The organism is Xanthomonas sp. WHRI 1810A (assembly GCF_040202885.1).
Classification (GTDB): domain Bacteria; phylum Pseudomonadota; class Gammaproteobacteria; order Pseudomonadales; family Pseudomonadaceae; genus Aquipseudomonas.
Window position 1 is genome coordinate 614,611 of sequence record NZ_JBEGED010000001.1, and the last position, 24,740, is coordinate 639,350.

The window sequence follows — 24,740 nt, forward strand, 5'->3', positions numbered from 1 at the left end:
CTCCAACAACGCCTGCATTACACCGCCACCCAATGCCCCTCCCCCAACGCCTTGAACTGCTGCTCGGGCGCCACGAAGCCCTTGGCCTTGATCGGGCTTGGCTGTTCGAACTCCTGAAGCAGCGCCTTGAAGTCACGCTTGCGGTCCACATCCGGCAGCGGCACCGCGCTGAGCAGGCGTTTGGTGTAGGGATGCTGCGGATTGTGCAGCACCTGATCGCGCGGACCGATTTCGACGATTTTCCCGCCGTACATCACCGCCACGCGATGGCAGATGCGCTCGACCACGGCCATGTCGTGGGAGATGAACAGATAGCTCAGCCCGTGCTGCTTCTGCAGTGATTCCAGCAAGTCCAGCACCTGCGCCTGCACCGAGACATCCAGCGCCGAGACCGACTCATCGGCGATGATCACTTTCGGGTTGAGCGCCAGCGCCCGGGCGATGCAGATACGTTGCCGTTGGCCGCCGGAAAACTGATGCGGATAACGCTGCATGGCCTCCGCCGGCATGCCCACCTGATGCAACAGCTCGGCGACCCGCGCCTGCCGGGGCGTGTCCGGCATCTTGTCGTGGATCAGCAGCGGCTCGCCCACCAGCTCGAAAATGATCTTGCGCGGATTGAGCGCCGCATACGGGTCCTGAAACACCATCTGGATGTCCCGGCGCACGGCCTGCAACGCCGCGCCCTGCAATCCGTTCAGTTCTTTGCCGGCCAGCTTCACGCTGCCCTCGAAGGCGATCATGTTCATCAACGCCTTGCCCGTGCTGGACTTGCCGCAGCCGCTTTCGCCCACCAGCCCCAGGGTTTCACCATCGCGCAGTTCGAAGCTGACCTTCTCCACCGCGTGCACATGCCTGATCTCTTCGAACCAGCCCATGCGCAATGGGAAACGTACGCTCAGGTCGTTGACGGCCAGGACCACCGGCTGCTGGCTGAGGTCCTGCGGTTTCCCCGCGGTGCCCAACACCGGCACGGCATCCAGCAACTTGCGCGTATAGGCCGCCTGCGGCTGAGTGAACAGCTGCCGCACCGGCGCCTGTTCTTCGGTACGACCGTGGTTCATCACCACCACTTCGTCGGCCATTTCCGCGACCACGCCCATGTCGTGGGTGATCAGCAGCAGGCTGGTGCCGTAGACCTTTTGCAGCTCGCGCATCAATTCCAGGATCTGCGCCTGAATCGTCACGTCCAGCGCGGTGGTCGGCTCATCAGCGATCAGCACTTTCGGCCGGCACAGCATGGCCATGGCGATCATCACCCGTTGGCGCATGCCGCCGGACAGCTCGTGCGGGTATTGCGTCAGGCGCTTTTCCACCTGGGGCATGCGCACCGAATCGAGCATCTCTCTGGCCCGACGTTTTGACGCCTGGCGGTCGAGCGGCTCGTGACGGCGCAGTGTTTCGTCCATCTGCTGGCCGACCGTCATCAACGGATTGAGCGAGGTCATTGGCTCCTGAAAGATCATGCCGATGTGCTTGCCACGCAGCAGTTGCAGGTCGCGTTCGGGCAGTGTGATCAGGTCGCGGTTGTCGAAAATGATCGCGCCGCCCGGGACTCTCGCGGCCTTGGGCAGCAAGCCCATGATCGCCAGTGACGACAGCGACTTGCCGCTGCCTGACTCGCCGGCGATGCACAGCGTGTGGCCGGCGCGCAGGGTAAAGCTCAGCTCATCGACCACGCGTCGCGGGTTGGCGCCGTGACCGATGTCGATGCTCAAGCGCTCGACCGACAACACCGCTGGGGAAAGCTGATCACTCATCGCCACGCCTCACGCAAACACGATTTTCGGGAAGTAGAACGAGACCACCCAGTTCGGCAGGTCGACCACTTCACTGATGCGCAGGTCGCCACACACCGAGCACAGCATGTAGGCCTGTTCGGCGGGCATGTGGTGCTCGCGGCACAGCCAGTCGACGGTGTTGCTGACGGCCTGCCGCGCGGCCTGCATCAGGTCCGGGCCGACGCCGGTAAAGGCTTCGTAGCCGGCGCTGTCCAGGTGGCGCGTGACCGGGCCGGGGGTGCTGAAGCGCGGGCTGGCCAGCGGGGTGGATTTGATCAGGTCGAGTTTGACCACCACGTCCATCTGGCTTTCGATGGCGGTGCCGCAGACTTCGCCGTCGCCCTGTGCGGCATGGGTGTCGCCGATGGACAACAGCGCCCCGGCCACTTCAACCGGCAGGTACAGCGTGGTGCCTGCGGACAGGTCACGAATGTCGAGGTTGCCGCCGACGCGACGTGGCGGCACCACCGAGTGCAGCCCTAATTCGGCAGGCGCCAGGCCGATGGTGCCGGCGAACGGTTTCAGCGGGACCTTGGCGAACTCACCGAAAGCGGCGGGCGCCAAGGTGTCTTTGTCGTAGTGCCACAGCGCCAGGGCCGGATTTGTGAACTGGTCGGCGAGCAGGCCGAATCCGGGAATGTTGGCGGTCCAGCCGAAGCCGCTAGGCTTGAAGCTGTCCAAGGTGATTTTCAGGATGTCACCGGGCTCTGCGCCTTCGATGAAGATCGGGCCGGTCACCGGGTTGATCTTGTCGAACGACATGTTGGCGACATCGTTCGCGGTTGAGTGGGGTGTGAAATAGCCGTTGGAGGAATCCAGGCATTTGAATTCCAGCATCGCACCGGGTGCAACGGTCTCGGCCGGCGTGAAGCTTTTGTCCCAGCCGTAATGGGTGTGGATGCTGTGAATCGTTTTGACCAGGCAGTTCTGGCACATGACACCGTTCTCCGAAATGGGTGTTGCGTTTGGTAGTCGACATAAAGCCCTGTAGGAGCGCGCTTGCCCGCGAAAAATCTGCCAGGCGACCCATCTCCTGTGGATGTAATGGCCCCATCGCGAGCAAGCTCCCTCCCACAGTTTTGTGCCCGACTCGTTTCCGTGCTCGACACGTACCCCTGTAGGAGCTGACGAGCTGCCGAAGGCTGCGATGCAATTCGCCTGACGCACCGCCTCGCCGCCTCGCACGGGCTCGTCAGCGCCTACAGGGTTCGCGTTGTTCGGGCACTGTTATCACTTGATCCAGATGTAGTCATAGTTCACCGGCACATGGACCGGATCGACGTACAGGATATCGGCGCCGCCCATGCGCGAGGAGCGCACGGAGAAGCGTTGTTCGTTGAAAATCGGCACCCACGGCGCGTCAGCCATGACGCTGGTGAAAATTTTCTTCCACAGTTCGGTGCGCTCGGCCTGTTGTTCGGGCTTGGCCATGCTGTCGGCTTTCGCCGCTTCTGCGTCCAGCGTCTTGTTGCAGTACAGCGACCAGTTCCAGCCACCTTCGACCGCACCGTCACACCCGAGAATCGGGCCGTAGAAGTTCGAAGGGTCCGGGAAATCCGCGATCCACGCCATGCCACCGGACCACACCATAGGCGCCTGGTCCTTCGCGCTGCCGGCGGCAATCACGTTGGCCTGGGCCAGGGATTTGATCTGCACCTTGATCCCGACCTTCGCCAGATCCTGCTGGATCGACTGGGCGATGCGCGGCTGCGGATCAGTGTTCATCACGTACAGCTCGGTGTCGAAACCGTTCGGGTGCCCGGCTTCGGCCAAGAGTTTTTTCGCCGCCTCGACGTCATACGCGTAGCCCTTGTAGGACTTGTCGTAACCCGGCATCGCCGGTGGCAATGGCTGGTTGGCCGGCACCGCGCGCCCGTTGATGATGCGCACGATGCGATCCTTGTTGATCGCCATGTTCACCGCCTGACGGACCTTGAGGTTGTCGAACGGCGGCAACGTGGTTTTCAGGGTCACGTAACCGGTGTGCAGCTGGTCGCCGGTGATCATCAGGCTTTTGTATTTCGGGTCGTTCTTGAACTCGAGGAATTTGGCCGGAGGCACGCCATCGCCGGCAATGTCCACTTCGCCCTTCTGCAAGCGCAGCAACGCCACCATCGGGTCCTGCCCCACTTCAAAGGTGATGGTGTCGATGTGCGGCAGGCCTGGCCGGTAGTAGTTCGGGTTCTTCTTGAACACGATCTGCTGGCCCAGCTTCCACTCCGCCAGGCTGTACGCGCCGGTACCGACCGGGTGCTTGCCGAAATCAGCGCCCCACTTGTCCACCTCTTCCTTGGGCACGATGGAGGCGAAGTTGATCGCCATCACGTGCAGGAAGGTCGCGTTGGGCTGTTTGAGGGTGACCTTGACCGTGTAATCGTCGACCACCACCACGCCGCTCAGATGCTCTGCCTTGCTGGCGGCCATGTCTTCGTAACCGACAATGGCGCTGAAGAACCCGGCCCCGGGGCTCTGGGTTTTCGGATTGACCGTGCGTTCGAAGGAGTACTTCACGTCGCTGGCTTTGAGCTCGCGACCGTTCTGGAATTTCACGCCCTTTTTCAGGATGAAGGTGTAGACCGTGCCATCGTCGGAGATGGTGTAGTTCTCGGCCAGATCCTTGACCAGTTCAGTGGTGCCCGGCTTGTAGTCCATCAGGCCGTCGAACAGGCTTTTGATCATCGACCAGTTCTGCCAGTCGTACCCGATGGCCGGGTCCAGGGTGGCGACGTCGTTCTGGTAGGTGACGATCGCCGCACCGCCGTTCTTGGCATTGGGATCAATGTCGTCGGCCAGCGCGAATCCGCTGAGTCCGAGTCCACTGGATAAGGTGGCCGCAATGGCCAGGGACAGTACTTTGCGCTTCATGCTCCAGCTCCCCTTCGATAATGGTCTTGCTCAGGTTTTTAGTGTTTTTTCACATCAATTCGCGGGTCGACCCAGGGAATGATCAGGTCAGCCACCAGGTTGCCGAGCACAATGGCCACGGCCGAAACCGTGGTCACGCCGACGATCACGGGAATGTCCACTTGCTGGATGGCTTGCCAGGCCAGTTGCCCGATGCCCGGCCAGCCGAACACCGACTCGACCACCACCAGCCCGCCCATGAAAATGCCGATGTCGATGCCGATCATGGGGATCACCGGGATGATCGCGTTGGGCAGCACATGGCGCAGCACTACGCGCACCCGACTCAAGCCCTTGGCCCGGGCGGTGCGGATGAAGTCCTGATGCAGCACTTCGATCATCGAAGAACGCACCATGCGCGAATACCAGCCGCTGCCGAGAATCCCCAGGGTCAGCGCCGGCAGCATCAGGTGCTCAACCCCGCCATAACCCCCTAACGGAAACCAGCCCAGCTGCACGGCGAAGAAGTACAGAAACAGCATCGCCGCGATGAACTGCGGCGCCGACACACCCACGAAGGACAATGCCATCAACAGCTTGTCGGCGAAGCTGTCACGCCGCAGCGCCGCGAACACGCCGAGGGTGATGCCGATCAGCAGCTCGAAGCCGATGCCGGCGGCCATCAATTCCAGGGACGGCCGCAAGCGCGAGCCGATCAGTTCGGTGACGTTGGTGCGCTGGATGTAGGAACGCCCGAGATCGCCCTGCAGCAGGTTGCCCAGGTAGTTGGCGTACTGGTGATAGAACGGCAGGTCCAGCCCGAGCTGGGCACGAATCCCCGCCACCACCTCCGGCGTGGCGCTGCGTCCGGCGATTTGGCGCGCAGGGTCTGCGGGCAACATGAACAGCAGCAGGTACGTGATGAAGGTCACGCCCAGCAGAATCAGCAGGGAATAGCCGATGCGACGGCTGACGAAAGCGAACATTCAGCTTCTCCCTTGCAGCGTGGGGTCGAGTTCGTCGCGCAAGGCGTCGCCCACCAGATTGAAGGCCAGCGACAGCAAGACGATGGCAATGCCGGGAAAGAACACCAGCCACGGCGCCGAGGTGAAATAGGTCTGGCTCTCGAAGATGATGTTGCCCCAGCTCGGCGTCGGCGGCTGCACGCCCACGCCAAGGTACGACAGCGTGGCTTCCAGCAGCACCGTGGTGGAAATACCCAGGGTGGCCCACACCAGAATCGTCGGCAGCAAATGCGGCAGCAGATGGGAAAACAGAATGCGCAACGAGCTGGCGCCCAGCGTGCGCTCGACGGCGACGAAGTCCCGCGCGCCGAGGGCGATGGTTTCCGAATAGATGACCCGTGCGATCTGCACCCAGTTGACCATCGCAATCACCAGCGCAACGATCCAAACGCTGGGCTGAAAGATCGCCGACAGGGCAATCGCCAGCAGTAACGCCGGGAACGCCATCATCAAATCGGTGAAGCGCATCAGGATGCTGCCGGTCCAGCCGCGCAGAAATCCCGCCGTCAGCCCCACCAGCGTGCCGATCAGCACCGCCATGCCGTTGGCCACCAGACCGATGAACAACGACGTGCGGGCGCCATAGATCAGCCGCGAAAACAGGTCGCGTCCAAGCAGGTCAGTGCCCAGCCAATACGGCGAATCGGGGGCCAGCGGCGCGCCCTCCATGGACAGGCCTTCGACGAATTGTTCGGACGGGTCGTAAGGACTCATCCAGGGCGCAAAGAGAGCGAAGACCACCACCAACGCGATGTACAGCAACGACAAAGCAACCGCAGGACGACGAACCAGGGCACGCATCACACTCATGTCCACATCCCGCCTTGCTGGGGACGGTCGGCGGCAAGCTCGGCACACAGGTCGTCAATGCTGCGGTTGAGCTGCATCGACAGGGCACGCAGGCGCTCGTAGGCGTCGCGCTCGTTGAGCTGCTGATCGACCATCAACCGCGCCAGCGCCTGCGCCAACAGCGGCCGGGCATTCAGGCGCTGTTGCAGGGTGTCGATGGTGCGGGCATCGGCATCGAGCCGTTCGTGCAAACCGATCGCCATCATCAGCGTGGTGTACACCGAGCCCTGGGTGATGGGTTTGTTGAGCAAGGCCGTGGCGCCCAATTCGATGGCCCGTTGAATCTGCGACAGGGTTTCGTGCGGCGTCAGGGCCACGATGGGCACGCCCGCCAGATTGAGCCGTTGCAGCAGGTGCACGCTGCTGAAGTGTTCGAGTTCGACGATCGCGGCGAATACCCCCTCCAGCGAATCGTCGGCATCATCCACCAATGCCAGGGCGGTGATGCCGAGGCGATGCAGGCTTTTCTCCAGACTGGCCAGCGTGCGCGGCTCGCAGTCCACCAACAGCAAGCGGCCCTGTTCGAAGTCAGGACGTTTGAGCAGGCTCATTTTTTGACGATCCTCAAGTGAGGCACGGGCGCCAGGGCGCGCAGGCGATGAAATTCGCGCAGATCGGTGGACGTCAGGTAAGGGTCGGCCGGCAACGCCCGGGCTTCGCTGTGCACCACCACAAAACGCCCTTCGCTCAGCTCGGCGATGTGGCACGGCAGGCTGCTGTGGTTGTTGCGGCCGGAGATCTTCAGGCGGCCCAGCACACTGTCCTGGGCATGGGCGTACAGGTAATTGCAGATGGCCTCCGGTTCGTCGTTGCCCACGTGGTGCAGGGCTTCGGCGAACAGGTTCAGCGCCACGTACGGCCCGGTGTAGTAGTGCGAGCAGGGGCGCTGGCCGTGGACGTGGAACTGGCTGTCGGTGAACGCATTGTCGACGCCTTCGAAAAACGGCCCGCAGGACAGCAGACGCAGGTTTTGCATCTCGCCGACTTCTACCAGCTCGGCCTCGGTCAGGTTGCAACTGAGCACCGGCAGGACCATGTCGTGCTCGACGCAGGCGGCGTCCAGCTGACGCAAGAACGCGTAGGTGGATTCCCCCACCAGGTTGTTGAGGACGAACGAGGGTTGCTCGGTCAGCAGAAACTGCACCAGGTCGCTGAAATTCGTCGAGCCCATGTGCACGTATTTTTCACCCACCACATCACCGTGGGCGGCCTGCAACACTTCCCGGGCGATGCGATTGCTCTCCCAGCCCCAAATGTAGTTCGAGCCCACCAGCATCGCGCGCTTGCCGAAGGTACTCAGGGCATAACGCAGCAGCGGGATCAGCGTCTGGTTCGGACAGCCGCCGAGGTACAGCACGTTTTCGCTGCTTTCAAAGCCTTCGTACGGGCAGGCGTACCACAGCAGACTGGCGTTCTGCTCCAGGTCCGGAATGATCTCCTTGCGGCTGGCCGACGTGGTGGTGCCGAACAGATGCCGAATGCCGCTTTGCATCAGCGCAACCGCACCTTCGTTGTAGCGATGCAGGTAGCCCTGCGGATTGATGTGGGTCGCTTTCAACTCAAAATCGTATTCCCGACGCCGATTAATCTCGGCCAGCGCATGCCGGGCACCCGCCAGACCGTGCTGTCCCATGCGTCTGTACGTCCCGTCGGTGGAGAAGAGAAAACCCACCTCAATCGTGCGTCGCATTTTTTCAACTCCAATAAAAAAGCCTGACCCACCGGGAGTCCGGTCGATCAGGCTTCATCACCTGGCGCTATGCGCTGAATGTAGACAAGTCTTAACGGCCACGGCCGAGCTTGTAGGTGACCCTTCCATGGAAAAAGCATGCCATCTCCGTTGGTCTGGCTTGAATCGGCGTTCGCGGGAAATCCATGCATTGAAAGCGCCCACTGATGGAGCCGAGCGTAGTCCAAGCGCTCCAAGATTGTGCGAAATTTCTTGAAGCTACTGCCATCGCTCCGCGCTTTTCGCAGGAGGTGCCGAGCCGCTGATGATTGCAAAGCGGTGCGCTGTCGTCCATTTCGGGACGTTGCATTATTTTGAGAGAAATCCCCGCTGGCATGTTGTAAATCCGAAACTAACGTTCGATGCGGATACGGAAATCCATGGCAGAGCTCTGGCTTGCTAAATTAACCAAGTAGGTTATCGTTCATATGCAAAAGCACGTCCCTCATTGCAAGCTATCGCGGATTCACGAATTGATTTCGGCGGGGAAAATCAGAGTCACCTCTTCGTCGCTTGCAGGGGCAGCCGCTGCGGGATTGGACTTCGCCGCGATGGTTGATGTGATTGGAAAACTGAAAACCCAGGACTTTTACAAAAGCATGACGAGCTACGCAGACCACAAAATCTGGCAGGACGTTTACCGACCTTGGGTATCAAGCGGCAGACTTTATTTGAAGTTGACCGTCACTGATGACGTGCTTGTCGTGTCTTTCAAGGAATGCTGATATGAAATGCCCGGCTTGTGCACATGAGTTAACCAGGAAAATTTTGGACCTCCCCTACACTTATAAAGGGTTCGCAACCATCATCCCTTCTGTAAACGCCGAGCACTGCGCGCAGTGCGGTGAGGCCGTCATGGACACGGAGGAATCGACGCGCGTCAGTGCCGCAATGCTGAAATTCAACAAGCAGGTCAATGCATCAATTATCGATCCTGAGTTTATTGCAACGGTCCGCAGGAAACTGGACCTCGATCAGCGCGAAGCTGGCGAGATCTTTGGTGGGGGAGTGAATGCGTTTTCGCGTTACGAAACCGGCAAGACCAAACCCCCGCTGTCCCTGGTCAAACTTCTGCAAGTGCTCGATAAACACCCGGACTTGCTTGCAGAAATAAGGGTTCAGTAACGCAGGTGTTACGCCCGCTTGACCGGCACTATCCCCACCCGCATCCCGAACGGTTTGAACACCTGGTTCAGCGTTTGAATGGTCGGGTTACCGTCGTCCTGTTCGATCTGGCGCAGGGTGCGCAGTGAGATTTTGCACATGCCGGCAAATTGTTCTTGCCGAAGTCCGGTCACTTCGGTGCGCAGGCGTTTGACCGCAGCACCGATGGTGACGCTGCCAGCTAACAGTTGCTGTTTGAGGTCATCGAGAATAATGCCGCGCTGGCGGATGTCGTCGGTCACAGCAGGCCCCAGTTTTTCAGGGTTGCATCGAGCCGGTAGAGCGCGATGCGAGGATGGTTGAAGGTGGCATGAGGCAAGCCGATGTCGCTGAGCAGGTCGGGCAACGCCCGGCACAGTTGTGCGTCCTGCATCAAACCTTCGAATAACGCTTCCGGCTCTGCCCACGAAGAAAGCGCGTTGCAGGCGGCCCGCCAGTCCACCTGCCCGGCGCGTTCGATTTCATCCGGCCATTTCGTTGTTCGCGTCACGCCTTCCTCATCCATGACCATAGGGGCGAGGTCGTAGATCGGCGCCAGATCAATGCGCTGTTCATCCCGCAGGACCGCCGTGTTACGGCCATGGTTATCACTGTTGCCGAGGATCTGGTTGATGAAGTCCCGGCGAATGTACTCGCTGATCAGCCCCGAAATTTCAGACTGCTGCCCGTTGGCAATCCACGCCTGGGCGAGCGCTCGAACAGCGGCGACATGGCTCATGTAACTGCCAGGGCGCGTGATGCCCGCCAGCGAGTAGACCGACTCGACGGCCAGCCGGTTAACGCCCTGCGCATCAATCCGCCGGTCGAAGCGCTTCATCCACAGACTCGGTTTGCGCGCCTCTTCCAGGCTCATTCCATCGGCCGTGATGGTGTTCAAGCCCAATTGATTCAGCGCCTGGTAATAGCAGAACTCACTGCGCAATACCGTACGATCATTGTCGTTGGCTTTGTTCCGGGAGAACTTCACAAACCAGTGTTGGCGCGCGTGATCGTCGGCCAGCGTTGCGTCCGGGTGAAGCAGACCTTCAGCATCTTCAGCCAGCAGCAACTTCGGCGCTTCGCCGCCGGCGCCCGTTGCCCCGCCAACCGCCGCGCCTTGTTCATATGCGTATTCAAGAAACCGGCTGTCCCGCGTGATCACCTCCTGGCGAGTGAAACCCAGACTGTGGCCCTTGGGCATCGACTCGACCGCCTCCTTGATCCGAAGATGGCCGATGGGGGCCGGTGTGCAGCGGCTCAGCAGCAAGAGATCAGCTTGAGTGGTCTCATTTTCCGGCACCGTCAGGCGCGCCAACAGGAATCTGCGCGCGGCGCCGGCCGGCAGGATGTCATGCAGGAAAGCCGGCACCTGTGCTGTACGTTGCAACTCCCATCCCAGCGGCAACGTTGCGCTGACGGCCTGAGCAGTGATTCGATCCAGAGCGTCCAGATGGTCCACGAGATAGTGTTGGTCATAGGCAAAGCTGCACGGACTGAGCAACCCGGCTTCGGGCTGTTCGACGTCCAGACGCATGGCATCGCGCCAGGCGCCTTGCAGATACAGTTGGAGGGTCAGCATGAACATGACGGCCACTCGGCAATTTAATGCCTAAACCGTAGCGAATAACTGCTTAAAAGGCAATTTAATGCCTAAAAATCAGCAATAAGACAGATTTTCGGCATTAAAGTACCGATCCCTGCCCCAGCAAACCCAACTCCTGCGCCCGCGCTACCGCTTGGGTTCTGCGTTCGACGCCGAGCTTGCTGTTAATGTGACTCGCGTGGGTCTTGACGGTGTGCAGCGATATGAACAGCCGCTCGCTGATTTCCTGATTGGAACAGCCTTGGGCGATGAGTTGCAGGACGCTCATTTCGCGCACGCTCAGGTGATCGGTGCTGTGGCTGTCCAGGCCCTCGCGGCTGCCGCTGGGCGCAGGAATCTGGGTCAGCAGAAACTGTACGAGCAGGCACGGTTTGCGCTGTTGCAGTTGGTCGCGCAACCAGACCGGGTGTTGCTTGATCATGCGTTGGAAAGGCAGCAATGCGCCGCCAGTTGCGGCTTGCAGGGCGCAGGTGAGCAGCGGTTTGGCCTTGGCTTCGTGCGCTGTCCCCAGCAGAAACAGGATTTGCTGGTTAAGGGCAGTCAGGCTGACCAGTTGGGCGCCGTTCGCCTGGGCCTGGGTTTCCAGACGCTGCAGCCGCTCAGTGGCCTGCGTCGTATGGCCCTGAATATTTTCCAGCACGGCCTGCAGCAACTGGATGTGTTGCGGCAAATGCGGGTGGCACTCCGGCGCGGCGGCAGGATGCTCGCCGCTGTAGGTCTGCTCCAGGCGCATCAACCAGGCTTCGGCCAGATCGATACGGCCCTGCGCCAGCCACAGTTCGCACTTGATCAGGGTGATGATTGCCAGGTAGTAAATCGGCGGCACGTCCCAGATGTGCATCAGCCGCTCCGCCTCGGCCAGTTCGGCGAACGCTTGCGCAAACCGCCCTTCCCGTCCCTCCAACCCGGCGATGACACAGTGGCCGATCAACACGCTGATATCACGACACGCCCGTGCTTCGGCAAGCCCCGCGGCCAATCGCACACGACCGGCGTCCGCTTGCAGGCACAGCGTGAGCAGGTGCCCTTCGCACAGCGTCAGCCGGGCCCGCACCGCATACAGGCGCTGTAACGACAACCCCTTGAGCCGTTGCAGACCCTGGCGTACTTCCTCCAGCGCCCGAAGAATCTGACCTCGGGCCTGCAGGACGCGGGCACGGTCGTAGTGGGCCAACGCTTCGAACAGCGGATTGGCGACCCGTTGCGCCAGCTCCAGCGCATCGCGGTTCAAGGCGCGCGCGCGCCACAGGTCGCCTTCGGCAATGGCCAGATTCGCCAGCGTCGAAAGGCACAGCAGCCGCTGGCCGTAGCGTTTTTGCGGCAGGCTGGCCAGCGCTTCGCCGCAATACCGATGGGCTTTTTCGCTGTCGCCACGACCCCGGGCGATGATGCCGCTGATGGCCAGCCACTGCGCGAGCATGGATTTCTGGGCGGTGGCCGAGGGCGCCGGCAGGAAGCGGCTCAGGTGATCGGCCAGTTCTTCGGCGGCGTCCAGCTGACACGCCAGCCCCAGCGCCCACGCATACAGAACGATCAGCCGTGGGGTGCTGATCAACAGGCTGTCGGGCAAATCCATTTTCCAGCGCAGCAGCATGCCAACGTTCTGCTCGGCCAGCAGTTGCTCTTCGGACAGGTTCTGCACCAGGTTGGCGGCGACGTCCAGATGCCCGGCCCGAAGCGCCTGTTCGATCGCCTCGTCCAGCAGACCCTGTTCACTGAACCAGCGACAGGCGTTGAGGTGCAAACGGGTTTGTTGCGGCGCCATCTGAGCCGCGGCACCGGCTCGAGTGCGCAGCAGATCGGTGAACAGATGGTGATAGCGAAACCAGCGGCCGCTTTCGTCCAGCGGCACGAGAAACACCTGATGCGCCTGCAAGTAACGCAGCATCTGATCGCTGTCATGGCTGTCGCGGACGGCGTTGCACAGCTCGACGCAGAAACGCTCCAGGCACGCCGTGTCATAGAGAAAGGCTTGAACCTCAGTCGGCAGGCAGTCGATGACCTCTTCGAGCAAGTAGTCGCGAATCAGCCCCTCACCGCCGTTCAGCCCTTGCGGCAGCCCGCTGCCGTTGCCCGCCTCGCTGGCCGCCAGCAACCAGAACCTGAGCCCGGCGACCCAGCCTTCACTGCGCCGAACCAGCGTGTGCAGGGCGTCCTCGCTCAATGCATTGCTGTGCTGATCGAGCACGGCCAGGGATTCTGCCTCGGTCAGGCGCAGGTCCTGTTCGGTCAGTTCTTGAAGCTGGCACGACAGCCGCAAACGCGCCAGGTGCCAGTCCGGTCGCTGCCGACTGGTCACCAGCACGATCATCCCGGCCGGCAAGTGATTGACGAAGAACTGCAAACAGCGATCCAGCACCGGACCTTGCGCCAGGTGGTAATCGTCGAGCACCAGCAGCAGCGGTTTGCTGAGCATCAGGTGCATGGCCAGCTCATCGAGCAGCCCGTCGAGCCATTCCTCGAAGGCGAAAGGTTGATGGCGCTGGCGCATTTTCAACAGTCCCAGCGCCTGGCCGCCCAGCTGCGGAAAGTAGTGTTGCAGCCCCGACAACAGACGTTCGAGAAACCGGCCCGGGTCGCTGTCGCGATGGCTCAACCCCAGCCAGAGGCTTTGCCATTGTTCAGGCAGGCCTTGGCAGAACTCGACGGCAAGGGAGCTTTTACCGAAGCCGGCCGGAGCGCTGACCAACAGCAGACGCCCTGACAAACCGGCAGCCAAACGCGCGCACAGACGTGGGCGAGGCACATGATTTTCGGGTAACGGGGGGCGGAAGAAACGTCCTTCCAGTGCAGTGACCGTGTAATTTGCGAATCCCTGCAAACGCGACAGATCAGTCATGGCCGGCTCTTGTTAGAAGTGCTTGTTGTTCGGCAGTCAGATGCTCCCGAGACTAGCGGCTAACTCAGACCTTTTGAAGGAACTACGACGAAAGACTGTAAGAAAAGATCTCCGATCAGCGGAGCGAATGGTGGGTTATAGCTGCAAGACAGCAATCCAAAACCTGTAGGAGCGCGCTTGCCCGCGATAAGTCTGCCAGGCGATGCATCTCTTTCGGATGTATCGGCCCCTCGCGAGCAAGCTCCCTCCCACACACATACACTCAATCCAATACCGTTGGAGCGAGGCTTGCCCGCGAAGTGGCCGGTGCAGGCAATCAACAATCGCCGCCTCCGGACAGGTTTCGCGGGCAAGCGCGCTCCTACAAGGTGATTAGCGCACCCCCTCCTGACGCAAGGCATTGGGCTGGAAGTCGCTGGTGGACGCAGTGAAGCCGAAGTCGTACGCGCGTTTCTCTTCGTTCTTCATGCCCAGCGCCAGGTAACGACCCGATTGCAGGTCATACAGGGCTTCGAGCGCGTACCACGGCACTTGCTTGTCGTAGTAGTTCTCCGCGTGCGCCTCTGCCACACGCCACAGCTGGCCGCGACCGTCGTAGTGATCGATCACTGCGGCCTGCCAGGTGTCTTCGTCGATGAAGAAATCACGCTTGGCGTAGATGTGCCGCTGACCTTCCTTCAGCGTGGCGGTGACGTGCCAGACCCGGCGCAACTCATAGCGCGCCAGATCCTGATTGATGTGCCCGGCCTTGATGATGTCGGCGTATTTGAGCTTCGGATCGTCCAGTTTGTAGCTGTCGGCAGCGATGTACAGCTCCTGCTTGCCGATCAGTTTCCAGTCGTAGCGATCCGGCGCCCCGTTGAACATGTCCAGGTTGTCGGACGTACGCAAGCCATCGGCCGCCGTACCCGGGCCGTCATACGAGACTTGCGGCGCCCGGCGCACACGGCGTTGACCGGCGTTGTAGACCCACGCCGAGCGGGGCTCCTTGATCTGATCCAGCGTTTCATGGACCAGCAGCACGCCACCGGCCAGGCGCGCAGGCGCGGTCACTTCCTGCTTGAAGTAGAACAGCACGTTGCCGGGGTTCTTCGGGTCGTAGTCCTTCATCTTGTCGCGGAACACGAACTGGTCGCGGAAATACACCAGGCTGTAGGAGCCGTTGGTTTGCGGGGTGGCCTGGGTTACCAGCCGGGTGACGCTGCCGCCGCGATAACGGGTGATGTGGTTCCAGATCACCTCCAGACCGCTTTGCGGAATCGGGAACGGCACCGCCGTGTCGAAGTTTTCCAGGCCGTTGCCGCCCGCCACCAGCTTGGTGCCGGTGGCGTTTTTCTTGATGGCGGCGAACACGTCAGCCGGCACGGTGGCGCCCCGGTGGGAGGGGTAGACCGGCATCTTGAAGGTTTCGGGGTAACGCTTGAACATCGCGTATTGGCCCGGCGCCAGCTTGTCTTTGTACTGATCGACGTTTTGCGCGGTGATGGTGAACAGCGGCTTTTCAGTGGCGTACGGGTTGGCCAGGAAACCACGATCATCCACCGCACCCGCGTTGGTTGCCATGGGCGTCCACGCCGGAATGGTGTTGCTGGCGTTGCCGGCTTTTTCCGCCCCCATTGGCGTTAATGTGGTGCCCAGCTTGGCGGCTTCAGTGTCCGAAACGGCGGCCATGACGCCGGTCGCCAGCAATGAAAGGCTCAGTACACCTGCCTGCAACAGACCTTTTTTTATTTTCATGTTCAGGGTCGTCCTTAGAAGTTCATGCCAAAGCTGAGCGCTACGAAATCGCGATCGTCCACCGTGGTGTACTTGCCGTCGAAGAAGTTGGTGTAGGACAGGTTGGCCGTGTACGTGTTCTGGTACTCGGCATCCAGACCCAGGCTGACCGCTTTGCGGCCTTCTTCAAAGTTGGCACCCGGCCCCGGCGCGTAGCCGTCGACGTCATGGGACCAGGCAATGCTCGGCCGCAGGTTGATCCCGGCGAACACGCTGTTGTAATCCCAGATGGCACGGGCGCGGTAACCCCAGGAATCGGTGGTGGTGAACCCGTCGTTCTCGCAGTAACGGCTGAGGTTGTTCTGCGCAGCGCCAATCAGCGTACTGGCGTTGAGCGCCTGGCATTGACCGCCCGGCAGCGGGCCCGGCCCATACACCGGGTCGCGGCCGTAACGCAGTTTGGACGTGCTATCCAGACCGCCCACATGAGTCCAGCCCACCTCGCCCACCACGGTCAGACGTTCAGCGCCCATCACCTGATCGAAGAAGTGCGTGAGCGAGGTCTGGGCCTGGGTAATTTCCTTGCGGCGATAGCCCGACTGGTCGGTGTTCGGCCGGCCTTGCAGCAGCGCGACGTTGGGGTTCAGCGGCGTCAGGCCGGAATACAGGATGTCGGTGGTGTTGATCTGAATCGGCGCGTTGGGCCGGTAACTGACCTCGCCGCTCCACGCGGTGCCGGTGCGCAACGTGGTGGAGAAACTCAGGCCCATCAGGCGGATGTCTTCGGGGTATTCCACGTAGTAACTGGAGTTGCCCGCGACCACCACCGGCAGCAGCGTCGGCGCAAGACCCGCTGCGACGCCCAAGGGCACGCCGTTACCCGCCAGGCCGCCCACCAGACCCGCTGCGCTGTAGGCGCTTGCCGGGCCACCGCGACCGCTGAAGATCGGCAGCCGGCTGTGGTAATTCATGAAGTAGCCGCCGAACTCGGTGTCCAGCGGCTCGAAGTTGTAGTGCAAGGCCACGCCAAACTGGCCGCTGTCACGGGCATCGCGATCAGGGCCGCGCGCAACGACGGCACCTTCGTCCGGGTTGCCGAACGTCACACCGCGCTGGGCCAGCGTGTTCTGCACCGGCTCTCTGAGGGCGGCCGGCAGCGCTGCGTTGAGGCTGTTGCGCGTGCGCAGTACCGCCAGGTTATTGTTGCAGCCGTCGGAAATCACGTCCGGCTGCGAGAAGAACGTGCCGCAGTTGTCGGTGACGGTCTGGTCCCACTCCAGTTGATAAAAGCCTTCGGCCGACAGGTTCTCGGTGATGCTCTGGGACAGATAGAACATGTTGACCGGGATCAGGCCTTCCTTGATCTCCGAACCCGGACGCCGGAACGCCGACACATCGATGGGGTTGATGCTGTTGATGCCGCCCTGGATGAAGGTGCTTTCACCCCAGCTGACGACCTGCTTACCAAACCGCACCGACCCCGGCTCATCGCCGATGGAGTAGTTGTGATAGATGAACGCATCAAGCAGTTGGCCGCCGGATGACTGAGCGCCTTCCTTGCGGTTGGAGTCGCTGATGTCCTTGAACTCGCGGCTTTCGTCCTTGAGCTCGAAGTCATACCAGTACTTGCCCCGGACGAACACGCCGGTGTCGCCGTATTTCAGCTCCAGATCGTGAATGCCTTTGAAGATCTTCGAGAACGTCTCGCCTTTCTTGAAGTTCAAGTGACCGTCATCGGAGGTCTGGGACAGGCCGTGGCCCCCATTGTTGGAACCGATGAGGTTCTTGTTGGCATTCTGGGTCGACCAACTGGCACCCACGGAGAGCGAGGAGTCGAAGTTGCCTTCGATTTCGCCGATGTTGAAACTGACGCCGAATGCCGGCCCGGCGAGCGTAGAAGCGAGACTGACCGCCAGGGGCAATTTCGCCCGGCGCCAGAACTGGTTAGCTGATGTCATCGACGCTACTCCATGAGCTTTATTGTTATGGCAGTAAGTGATCGCGGAAACGACTCAGGCAGGTGAACCCGCAGGCCTGGTTGTCAACGCGCCTCGTGGCAGCCCATGCAAGCTGCGAAACAATGCGGCGTTTTTCTCCGGTTTCTACTCAGTGCCGACTATAGCCAGCGGCTCCCGCTGCGCGATCCCTCTAAAGTGTGATTTGCAGCGTCAACGCGTCTGGCACGCCGATTTCGGCGCAGTGGTGTGTGTGACAGGCGGGCAGAATGGCTGATTCTGTGAATTTGGCAAGCGCGATGCCCGCCGTAGAGGCCTTGCGCGCCCTACGGGTAGTCAAGCCGCGCAAAGGGGCAGTCAGAGCGCCGATTCAGAGCGTGAATCAAAGGGTAGAAAGAAAGGTGCTATTGGTGCTTTGCCATTGGGCGATGTCCAGGCGGATGCGCTTCTTGTCCAGCTTGCCGACACTGGTCTTGGGAATTTCCGTAACAAGGGCGATTTGACTGGGGATTGCCCACTTATTGATGTGGCCCGATTCAACGAAAGGCTTGAGGTGCTCCTTCAACGATCTGGCGTCGATGACGTGGCCCTCGTGGGCAACCAGCAACGCAAACGGCCGTTCTCCCCATTGCGGATCGGCGATCCCGACCACCGCCACCTCGCGTACCGACGGGTGCCGGCTGCACAGGTCTTCCAGATCCAGCGATGACACCCACTCCCCGCCGGTCTTGATCACGTCCTTGATCCGGTCGCGAATATCGATGGTCCCCGTGGCATCCAGCGTCGCCACGTCGCCGGTGTGCAGCCAGCCGCCCGCCCACATCTCGGCCCCCTTCAACGGCTCGCGGAAATAGCCTTCGGTCAGCCACGGCGCACGCAACACCAGTTCGCCCTGGGTCTGGCCATCGGACGGCAGGAAATTGCCTTCCAGGTCGACAATCGCCGCTTCCACCAGAATCCCCGGCGTGCCGGCCTTGAGCAGGCACGTGACCTGCTCCTCGTCGCTGCCCGCCATCCGCTCATCATCGACATGAGCCACGGAAATCAGCGGCCCGGTTTCCGACATGCCGTACGCGGCGTTGAGCTGAATGCCCTTGGCCTTGGCCGCCGCATACAGCGTGCGGTTCAGCGCACTGCCGCCGATGATGATGTTCCAGCCGCCGAAGTCGATGTCTTGGGCAGCCTTGGCATTGAGCAGCATCTGCAGGATGGTCGGCACGCAGTGGGAGAACGTGACCTTCTCCTTGCGCCACAACTCGACCAGCAGTTCCGGGTCGTAGCGCCCGGGATACACCTGTTTGACGCCCAGCATGGTTGCCGCATAAGGCACGCCCCAGGCATGGACGTGGAACATCGGCGTGATGGGCATGTAGACGTCGTCGTGGCACAGCAAGCCTTCGATGCTGCCCATGATGGTCGCCAGCGCCATGGCGTGCAGCACCAGTTGCCGATGGGTGAAATACACCCCTTTCGGGTTGCCCGTGGTGCCGGTGGTGTAGAACATCGTCGCCACCGAGTTCTCGTCGAAATCCTCGAACGCGTACGCCGGGCTCGCGGCGGCCAGCAGCGTCTCGTACTCGCCCACCAGGTCCGGCAGGTCGGCGCTCTTGTCGGCGGTGTCGGTGATCAGCAAGGTCTTTTCGACCGTAGTCAGCTGCGGCGCGATGGCCTTGTACAGCGGCAGGAATTCACTGTTGATCAGCACGAACCGGTCTTCGGCGTGGTTCATGGTGAACAGGATCTGCTCAGGAGACAGCCGCACGTTGACCGTATGAATCACCGCGCCAATCATCGGGATGGCAAACATGCATTCCAGGTAGCGATGGCTGTCCCAGTCCAGCACGGCCACGGTGTCACCCGCTTTGACCCCGGCCTGGGTCAGCACGTTGGCCAGTCGGCAGATGCGCTCGTTGAGGGTCAGGTAAGAAAACCGCGACTGATCCCGGTAGACGATTTCTCGCGATTTTTCGTAGCGGCTGCCGGACATCAGCAGGCGTTTGATCAACAGGGGGTACTGGTAGACACCCTCGGCGGGAGGAATCACACGAGTCTGCAACATAGGAATCCCTTTTCAAGGTGCACAGGCATTGCGGGAAAAATATGGACTCTAGAGAACGCGTTCGCCAGTCAAATCAGCCGAAGGGATGATTTGCAAGACGAGCGAGGGTGCAGGCGTTACGCTGTTTGGTGCGGGTAAATGGCCAGAATTGAGGCTCGACGCGGATTTTGAGGACAACCTGGACTTCCAGGTGGGAGGGAGCTTGCTCGCGATGAAACGGCTGCCGCGAAAAAATAATGGCGGATGTACCGGCGTTTCGCGAGCAAGCTCCCTCCCACGTTCGCGGCGAAGGGTGGTGACGTCGCTTAATGCAGCTCGGTAAACGCCAGCTTCACACCCAACCCCACGAGAACAGCACCCATCGCCCGGTCGAACCAGTGCCCCATCCGGGCAAAACCTGCGCGGACCCGAGGCTGGCTGAACAGCCGCGCCACCAGGCAGAACCACGCCCCGGTCGCCAGCGCCAGGTACACACCATAGCCGGCCTGGACCACCATGGGCGTGTGCGGGTTGATGACCACAGTGAACAAGGACAGGAAGAACAGCGTCGCTTTGGGGTTCAAGCCATTGGTCACGAAGCCGGCGGTGTAGGCGCCGCGTGCGGTCCGCTCGCCCACACCGATATCGACAGGCGCATCGCCCGCGCTGGTCGGTTTGGCGCGCAAGGCTTTGATGCCGATGTACAGCAGGTAGGCCGCCGCCGCCCATTTCAGCGCGTTGAACAGCACGATGGACTGGGAAACGATCAGCCCGATACCCAGCAGTGAATACCCCACGTGCACGAAAATCGCGCTACCCACGCCCATGGCGGTCCACGTCCCGGCCTTTCGCCCGTGGGTCACGCTCTCTCGCACCACCACCGCAAAGTCCGGGCCGGGGCTGGCCACGGCCAGCAAATGAATGAGGGCAACGGTGAGAAATTCCGTCCAGTACATGGGGGTCTCCAATTGGCTCAGCGCGGCAGGCTGGGGTAAGGCCGCTACTTTACGCCCCCAGACTCATTAGGAGCCAACTTGTTGGCGAAGCGATTGCGCAGCGTGTCAGGTCCAACGTCTGGCGAACAAGTGGTGCTAGTTCCTACGCTCCGCGTAGAAGCGATCATTGTTGGAGTCTGGCACTCAGACAAGTTCTTGAAGCACTATGGGACACGTCCTACGTATCTTCTTGCACTTGAGCCACAGGAGTCCCGTACATGAGCGACAACCGCAAAGCCGTGTTCCTCGACCACACTTCTCTGGATCTGGGTGATCTGGACCTGAGTCCATGGCGTGAAACTTTCGGCGAGCTGGAGCTGCACGCCAGTACGACGCCCGATCAGGTCATCGAGCGCCTGCAAGATGCGCAGGTGGTGATCTCCAACAAAATCATGATCGACGCCGCGACCTTTGCCGCGTGCCCGGTCCTCAAGCTGGTGCTGATCACCGCAACCGGCACCAACAACGTCGATCTCGACGCTGCGCGCCAGCACGGCGTGGTCGTCAGCAACTGCCAGGGCTACGGCACGCCTTCGGTGGCGCAACACACGCTGATGTTGCTGCTGGCGATGGCCACGCGGGTGCTGGATTATCAGACGGCGATTCATCAAGGGCTGTGGCAGAAATCCAAACAGTTTTGTCTGCTGGACTTCCCCATCGTGGAGCTGGAAGGCAAGACCCTGGGCCTGCTGGGGCATGGCGAACTGGGCGGCGCGGTGGCGAAGCTGGCCGAAGCGTTCGGCATGCGCGTGTTGCTGGGGCAGATTCCCGGTCGCCCTGCACGGGCTGATCGCGTGCCCCTGCTTGAACTGCTGCCGCAAGTAGACGCACTGACCCTGCATTGCCCGCTTAACGAACACACCCGCGACATGATCGGCGCCCATGAACTGAGCCTGTTTAAACCCCATGCCTTCATCGTCAACACGGCGCGCGGCGGCTTGATCAACGAGCAGGCGCTCGCCGATGCACTGCGCAATGGCCAACTGGGCGGCGCGGCGACAGATGTGTTGACCGTGGAGCCTCCGGTCAATGGCAACCCGCTGTTGTCCGGCGATATTCCGCGCCTGATCATCACCCCGCACAGCGCCTGGGGCAGCCAGGAAGCGCGGCAGCGTATCGTCACGCAGGTGAACGAGAACGCGTTGGGGTTTTACGCCGGTGCGCCGGTTCGGGTGGTGAGCTAACAACGCTTGTAGGAGCGCGCTTGCCCGCGATTGCCGTCTGCCGGTAAATCAATGATCGAATGACACACCGCAATCGCGGGCAAGCGCGCTCCTACAGTTGACCGGTGCTGCGTTGAGTTTCACACTCCGCCCTTTTTTCAGGAGCCGAAGATGGACCCGCGCAGTGAAGTGTTACTTCGTCAGGCCCAGCTGTTTCAGGGTTCGTTATTGCTGACCGGCCTGCCCGCCGACGATTTGATGGGCAAGCTGCCCAATGCGCAGGGCTGGAGCTGGCACGCAGGGGAGCATGGCGCACTGGAGGCGCGCTTCCCTGAACGCACGCATTTCGGGGTCCACGCGCCGGACACCTCGTTCGAGGCCGCTGTGCTATTCCTGCCCAAGGCTCGGGACCTCACCGACTACCTGTTGAACGCCCTCGCCTCTCGCCTGGACGGACGCGAGCTGTTCCTGGTCGGCGAAAAACGCGCCGGTATCGAAGCCGCCGCGCGCCAGCTGAGCCCCTTCGGCCGTGCGCGCAAACTCGACAGCGCCCGCCATTGCCAGCTCTGGCAAGTGACGGTGCAGACGCCGCCGCAAGCCGTCACCCTGGAAAGCCTCGCCAAACATTTTGAAGTGCCCACCGCCGACGCGCCGTTGAAGGTCATCAGCCTGCCAGGCGTGTTCAGCCATGGCCGGCTGGATCGCGGGTCAGCCCTGCTTCTGGAAAATCTGGACCGCCTGCCCGGTGGGCATGTGCTGGACTTCGGGTGTGGCGCGGGGGTTTTGGGCGCTGCGGTCAAGCGGCGCTACCCCGACAGCCGAGTGACGCTGCTGGATGTCGACGCATTCGCCACGGCCAGCAGTCAACTGACGCTGGCCGCCAACGGGCTTGAAGCCGAGGTCGTGACGGGCGATGGCATCGACGCCGCGCCCGAGCATCTGGACGCGATATTGACCAACCCGCCGTTCCACACCGGCGTGCACACCGACTATGCCGCCTCGGAAAACCTGCTGCGAAAAGCGCGCAATCATCTGAAAAAAGGCGGCGAACTGCGCCTGGTTGCCAATAGTTTTCTGCGCTACCAACCGATCATCGAGCAGCATCTGGGCCCGTGCGCCACGATGGCCGAGGGCCAGGGCTTTCGAATTTATCGCGCCAAGAAGGCCTGAAATTAGCGCTTGCCCAACGCGGTCTGCAAAGGCAGAATCCGCTCCGTCCTAGGGGAGTAGTCTCCCACGAGCGCCATGCTCGTCCGGCGCGCATCAACATACTTGGTTAGATAACCATGGTGCGTGCGACCCCAGATCCGCCCAGACGGATCGGTGGTTTGACAAGACCTATGACACGAACACCTTACCCGGGGCGGGGAGGCTGTACGTGTCATAGCCGTGTCGACCCGCCCCTTAGGAAAACCACTGATGCTGGAATCCCTGTTGGTCCCCACCGCGGTTGTCGCACTTGCGGAAATCGGTGACAAGACCCAACTCCTCGCGCTTATTCTCGCCGCCCGCTTTCGCAAGCCATGGCCCGTCATCGCCGGCATTGTAGCCGCGACCCTGGCCAACCATGCGGCCGCCGGCGCGGTGGGCGCCTGGTTCAGCAGTTATCTATCCGACGCCACCCTGCACTGGATTCTTGCCGCGAGCTTCACCGCCACCGCCTTGTGGACCCTGGTCCCGGACAAGATGGACGACGAGGAGGCCAGCACTGGCCGCAAGTTCGGACCGTTTGTCACCACGCTGATTGCGTTTTTCATTGCTGAAATCGGCGACAAGACCCAGATCGCCACGGTCATGCTCGCCGCGCAATATTCGTATCTGTGGCTGGTGATTCTGGGCACGACGCTGGGGATGCTGATCGCCAATGTGCCGGTGGTGCTGGCGGGGAATTTCGCGGCGGAGAAGTTGCCGCTGACACTGATCCGCCGTATCGCGGCCACGGCGTTCTTCGTGCTGGCGATTGTGGCGGTTTACAAGGCGATGCAGATTAGCGGGTGGGTGTAAGTTCGGGCCAAACCCCGGTCCACCACAATCGATGTAGGAGCTGACGAGCCGCCGAAGGCTGCGATCGCGGTGTGTCAGGCTTACCGCATCGCAGCCTTCGGCAGCTCGTCAGCTCCTACAAAAACGTTAGGACTTCGGGGCTTGTTCGTATAACGGCATGACCTTCGGGATCGCGGCCTGCAACGACGCAATACGATTGGTCGACGCCGGGTGAGTGCTCATGAACTCCGGCTGCGAAGTGCCGGCCTGGGCCGTCATTTTCTGCCACAGGGTGATCGCCGCGTTCGGGTTGTAACCGGCCCGCGCCGACAACTCCAGGCCCAGCAAATCCGCTTCGTTTTCGTTGGAGCGGCTGTTTGGCAGGGTCAGGCTGTAATTGACCACGGTATCGGCCAGCGCCAGGCTGTCCTGGCCCAATCCCAGAAATGCGCCAGCGCCCTGTTTGGCGATCTGCACGCCGTAGGCCTTGGACATGGCTTCGCGGCCGTGTTCACGCAGGGCATGGGCGATTTCATGTCCCATCACTGCGGCCAGCTCGTCGTCGCTGAGTTTCAAGGTATCGATCAGGCCGGTGTAGACGATGATCTTGCCACCCGGGCCGCAGTTGGCGTTCAGGTCATCGCTCTTGATCAGGTTCACTTCCCACTGCCACTGCGCCGCGTCTGGCCGCAGCTTTGGCGCTTGGGCGATCAATCGTTTGGCCACCGTCTGCACACGCTTGGCTTCGGCGCTGTCCTTGTCCAGCACGCCTTTGGTGGTGGCCTCGGTGACGGTCTCCTGATAGGACTGGGCGTACATCTGGTTGACCTGATCGGTGGACAGCATGCTGAACATGTACTGCTTGCGCTCAACCCCCACCGAATCGCCGCTGGTGGTGTTGACGGCTGAGCAACCGCCCAGTAGCAGTGCCGCGCTCAACGCACATAAAGCAAATGTCTGACGCATCGAAAATCTCCTGAAAATCATCGCGCACATCCTAGGCAATACCGTATGCATGTGCCAGATGGCAGCCGTTGGCCATTTGATAAACAACCGTGGGAGGGAGCGTGCTCGCGA

General features: G+C 61.3%; 20 protein-coding genes and 1 riboswitch. Of the genes, 5 read left to right on the plus strand and 15 right to left on the minus strand.

Features of this window, described 5'->3' with window-relative positions; all coding sequences use genetic code 11:
- Positions 1–17 precede the first annotated feature (17 nt).
- The 7 genes from ABQX22_RS02730 to ABQX22_RS02760 form a co-directional block, all read right to left on the minus strand.
- Positions 18–1,760, minus strand: coding sequence for an ABC transporter ATP-binding protein (locus tag ABQX22_RS02730; RefSeq protein WP_349796236.1), 1,743 nt, complete (start codon positions 1,758–1,760; stop codon positions 18–20).
- A gap of 9 nt (positions 1,761–1,769) precedes the next feature.
- Positions 1,770–2,717: an acetamidase/formamidase family protein gene (locus ABQX22_RS02735; RefSeq protein WP_349796238.1), complete on the minus strand. Its 948-nt coding sequence runs from the start codon at positions 2,715–2,717 to the stop codon at positions 1,770–1,772.
- 294 nt (positions 2,718–3,011) lie between these two features.
- A complete protein-coding gene (locus ABQX22_RS02740) occupies positions 3,012–4,646 on the minus strand; it encodes an ABC transporter substrate-binding protein (protein ID WP_349796240.1) in 1,635 nt (544 codons plus the stop codon).
- Positions 4,647–4,684: 38 nt separating this feature from the next.
- A complete protein-coding gene (locus ABQX22_RS02745) occupies positions 4,685–5,611 on the minus strand; it encodes an ABC transporter permease (RefSeq protein ID WP_349796242.1) in 927 nt (308 codons plus the stop codon).
- Positions 5,612–6,460: an ABC transporter permease gene (locus ABQX22_RS02750; protein ID WP_349796244.1), complete on the minus strand. Its 849-nt coding sequence runs from the start codon at positions 6,458–6,460 to the stop codon at positions 5,612–5,614.
- Positions 6,457–7,050 (minus strand): ANTAR domain-containing response regulator, encoded by a 594-nt coding sequence (locus ABQX22_RS02755; protein ID WP_349796246.1) that lies wholly within the window; start codon positions 7,048–7,050, stop codon positions 6,457–6,459. The genes ABQX22_RS02750 and ABQX22_RS02755 overlap by 4 nt, the downstream gene beginning before the upstream one ends.
- Complete coding sequence (locus ABQX22_RS02760; protein WP_349796248.1) at positions 7,047–8,189, minus strand: transporter substrate-binding protein; 1,143 nt, start codon at positions 8,187–8,189, stop codon at positions 7,047–7,049. The genes ABQX22_RS02755 and ABQX22_RS02760 overlap by 4 nt, the downstream gene beginning before the upstream one ends.
- A gap of 467 nt (positions 8,190–8,656) precedes the next feature.
- On the opposite strand from ABQX22_RS02760, the gene ABQX22_RS02765 reads away from it, so the two are divergent.
- Together ABQX22_RS02765 and ABQX22_RS02770 are read left to right on the plus strand one after the other, a co-directional pair.
- Positions 8,657–8,953 (plus strand): type II toxin-antitoxin system MqsR family toxin, encoded by a 297-nt coding sequence (locus ABQX22_RS02765; RefSeq protein WP_349796250.1) that lies wholly within the window; start codon positions 8,657–8,659, stop codon positions 8,951–8,953.
- A 1-nt stretch (position 8,954) separates the two neighbouring features.
- Positions 8,955–9,353 carry a type II toxin-antitoxin system MqsA family antitoxin gene (locus ABQX22_RS02770; protein ID WP_349796252.1) on the plus strand — a complete coding sequence of 133 codons (399 nt, stop codon included), beginning with the start codon at positions 8,955–8,957 and terminating at the stop codon, positions 9,351–9,353.
- A gap of 8 nt (positions 9,354–9,361) precedes the next feature.
- Here the strand turns inward: ABQX22_RS02770 and ABQX22_RS02775 are convergent, their stop codons facing one another.
- From ABQX22_RS02775 to ABQX22_RS02805, 7 genes are all read right to left on the minus strand, one after another.
- Positions 9,362–9,634: a helix-turn-helix domain-containing protein gene (locus ABQX22_RS02775; protein WP_349796254.1), complete on the minus strand. Its 273-nt coding sequence runs from the start codon at positions 9,632–9,634 to the stop codon at positions 9,362–9,364.
- On the minus strand, positions 9,631–10,950 hold the full coding sequence (locus ABQX22_RS02780) for a type II toxin-antitoxin system HipA family toxin (protein ID WP_349796256.1): 1,320 nt from the start codon (positions 10,948–10,950) through the stop codon (positions 9,631–9,633). The genes ABQX22_RS02775 and ABQX22_RS02780 overlap by 4 nt, the downstream gene beginning before the upstream one ends.
- 103 nt (positions 10,951–11,053) lie before the next feature.
- The gene (locus tag ABQX22_RS02785) at positions 11,054–13,813 is read right to left on the minus strand and encodes a LuxR C-terminal-related transcriptional regulator (protein ID WP_349796258.1); all 2,760 of its coding nucleotides are present in this window, start codon (positions 13,811–13,813) and stop codon (positions 11,054–11,056) included.
- A gap of 372 nt (positions 13,814–14,185) precedes the next feature.
- Positions 14,186–15,550 (minus strand): DUF1329 domain-containing protein, encoded by a 1,365-nt coding sequence (locus ABQX22_RS02790; RefSeq protein WP_349796260.1) that lies wholly within the window; start codon positions 15,548–15,550, stop codon positions 14,186–14,188.
- A 14-nt stretch (positions 15,551–15,564) separates the two neighbouring features.
- Positions 15,565–17,487, minus strand: a complete 1,923-nt coding sequence (locus ABQX22_RS02795) for a DUF1302 domain-containing protein (RefSeq protein WP_349796262.1) — start codon at positions 17,485–17,487, stop codon at positions 15,565–15,567.
- A 379-nt stretch (positions 17,488–17,866) separates the two neighbouring features.
- The gene (locus ABQX22_RS02800; RefSeq protein WP_349796264.1) at positions 17,867–19,543 is read right to left on the minus strand and encodes a fatty acid--CoA ligase; all 1,677 of its coding nucleotides are present in this window, start codon (positions 19,541–19,543) and stop codon (positions 17,867–17,869) included.
- Positions 19,544–19,848: 305 nt separating this feature from the next.
- Entirely contained in the window at positions 19,849–20,478 is a 630-nt protein-coding gene (locus ABQX22_RS02805; RefSeq protein WP_349796266.1) for a LysE family translocator, read from the minus strand.
- A 257-nt stretch (positions 20,479–20,735) separates the two neighbouring features.
- Here ABQX22_RS02805 and ABQX22_RS02810 point away from each other — a divergent pair, with 257 nt between their 5' ends.
- The 3 genes from ABQX22_RS02810 to ABQX22_RS02820 all read left to right on the plus strand — a co-directional run bounded on the left by ABQX22_RS02810 (position 20,736) and on the right by ABQX22_RS02820 (position 23,684).
- The gene (locus ABQX22_RS02810) at positions 20,736–21,701 is read left to right on the plus strand and encodes a 2-hydroxyacid dehydrogenase (RefSeq protein WP_349796268.1); all 966 of its coding nucleotides are present in this window, start codon (positions 20,736–20,738) and stop codon (positions 21,699–21,701) included.
- Positions 21,702–21,851: 150 nt separating this feature from the next.
- Positions 21,852–22,850, plus strand: a complete 999-nt coding sequence (locus ABQX22_RS02815; RefSeq protein ID WP_349796270.1) for a class I SAM-dependent methyltransferase — start codon at positions 21,852–21,854, stop codon at positions 22,848–22,850.
- Positions 22,851–22,888: 38 nt separating this feature from the next.
- Positions 22,889–23,010, plus strand: a riboswitch (yybP-ykoY riboswitch).
- A gap of 89 nt (positions 23,011–23,099) precedes the next feature.
- Positions 23,100–23,684, plus strand: a complete 585-nt coding sequence (locus ABQX22_RS02820; protein WP_349796272.1) for a TMEM165/GDT1 family protein — start codon at positions 23,100–23,102, stop codon at positions 23,682–23,684.
- Positions 23,685–23,810: 126 nt separating this feature from the next.
- Here the strand turns inward: ABQX22_RS02820 and ABQX22_RS02825 are convergent, their stop codons facing one another.
- Positions 23,811–24,629 (minus strand): M48 family metallopeptidase, encoded by an 819-nt coding sequence (locus tag ABQX22_RS02825; protein WP_349796274.1) that lies wholly within the window; start codon positions 24,627–24,629, stop codon positions 23,811–23,813.
- Between the last annotated feature and the right edge of the window lie 111 nt (positions 24,630–24,740).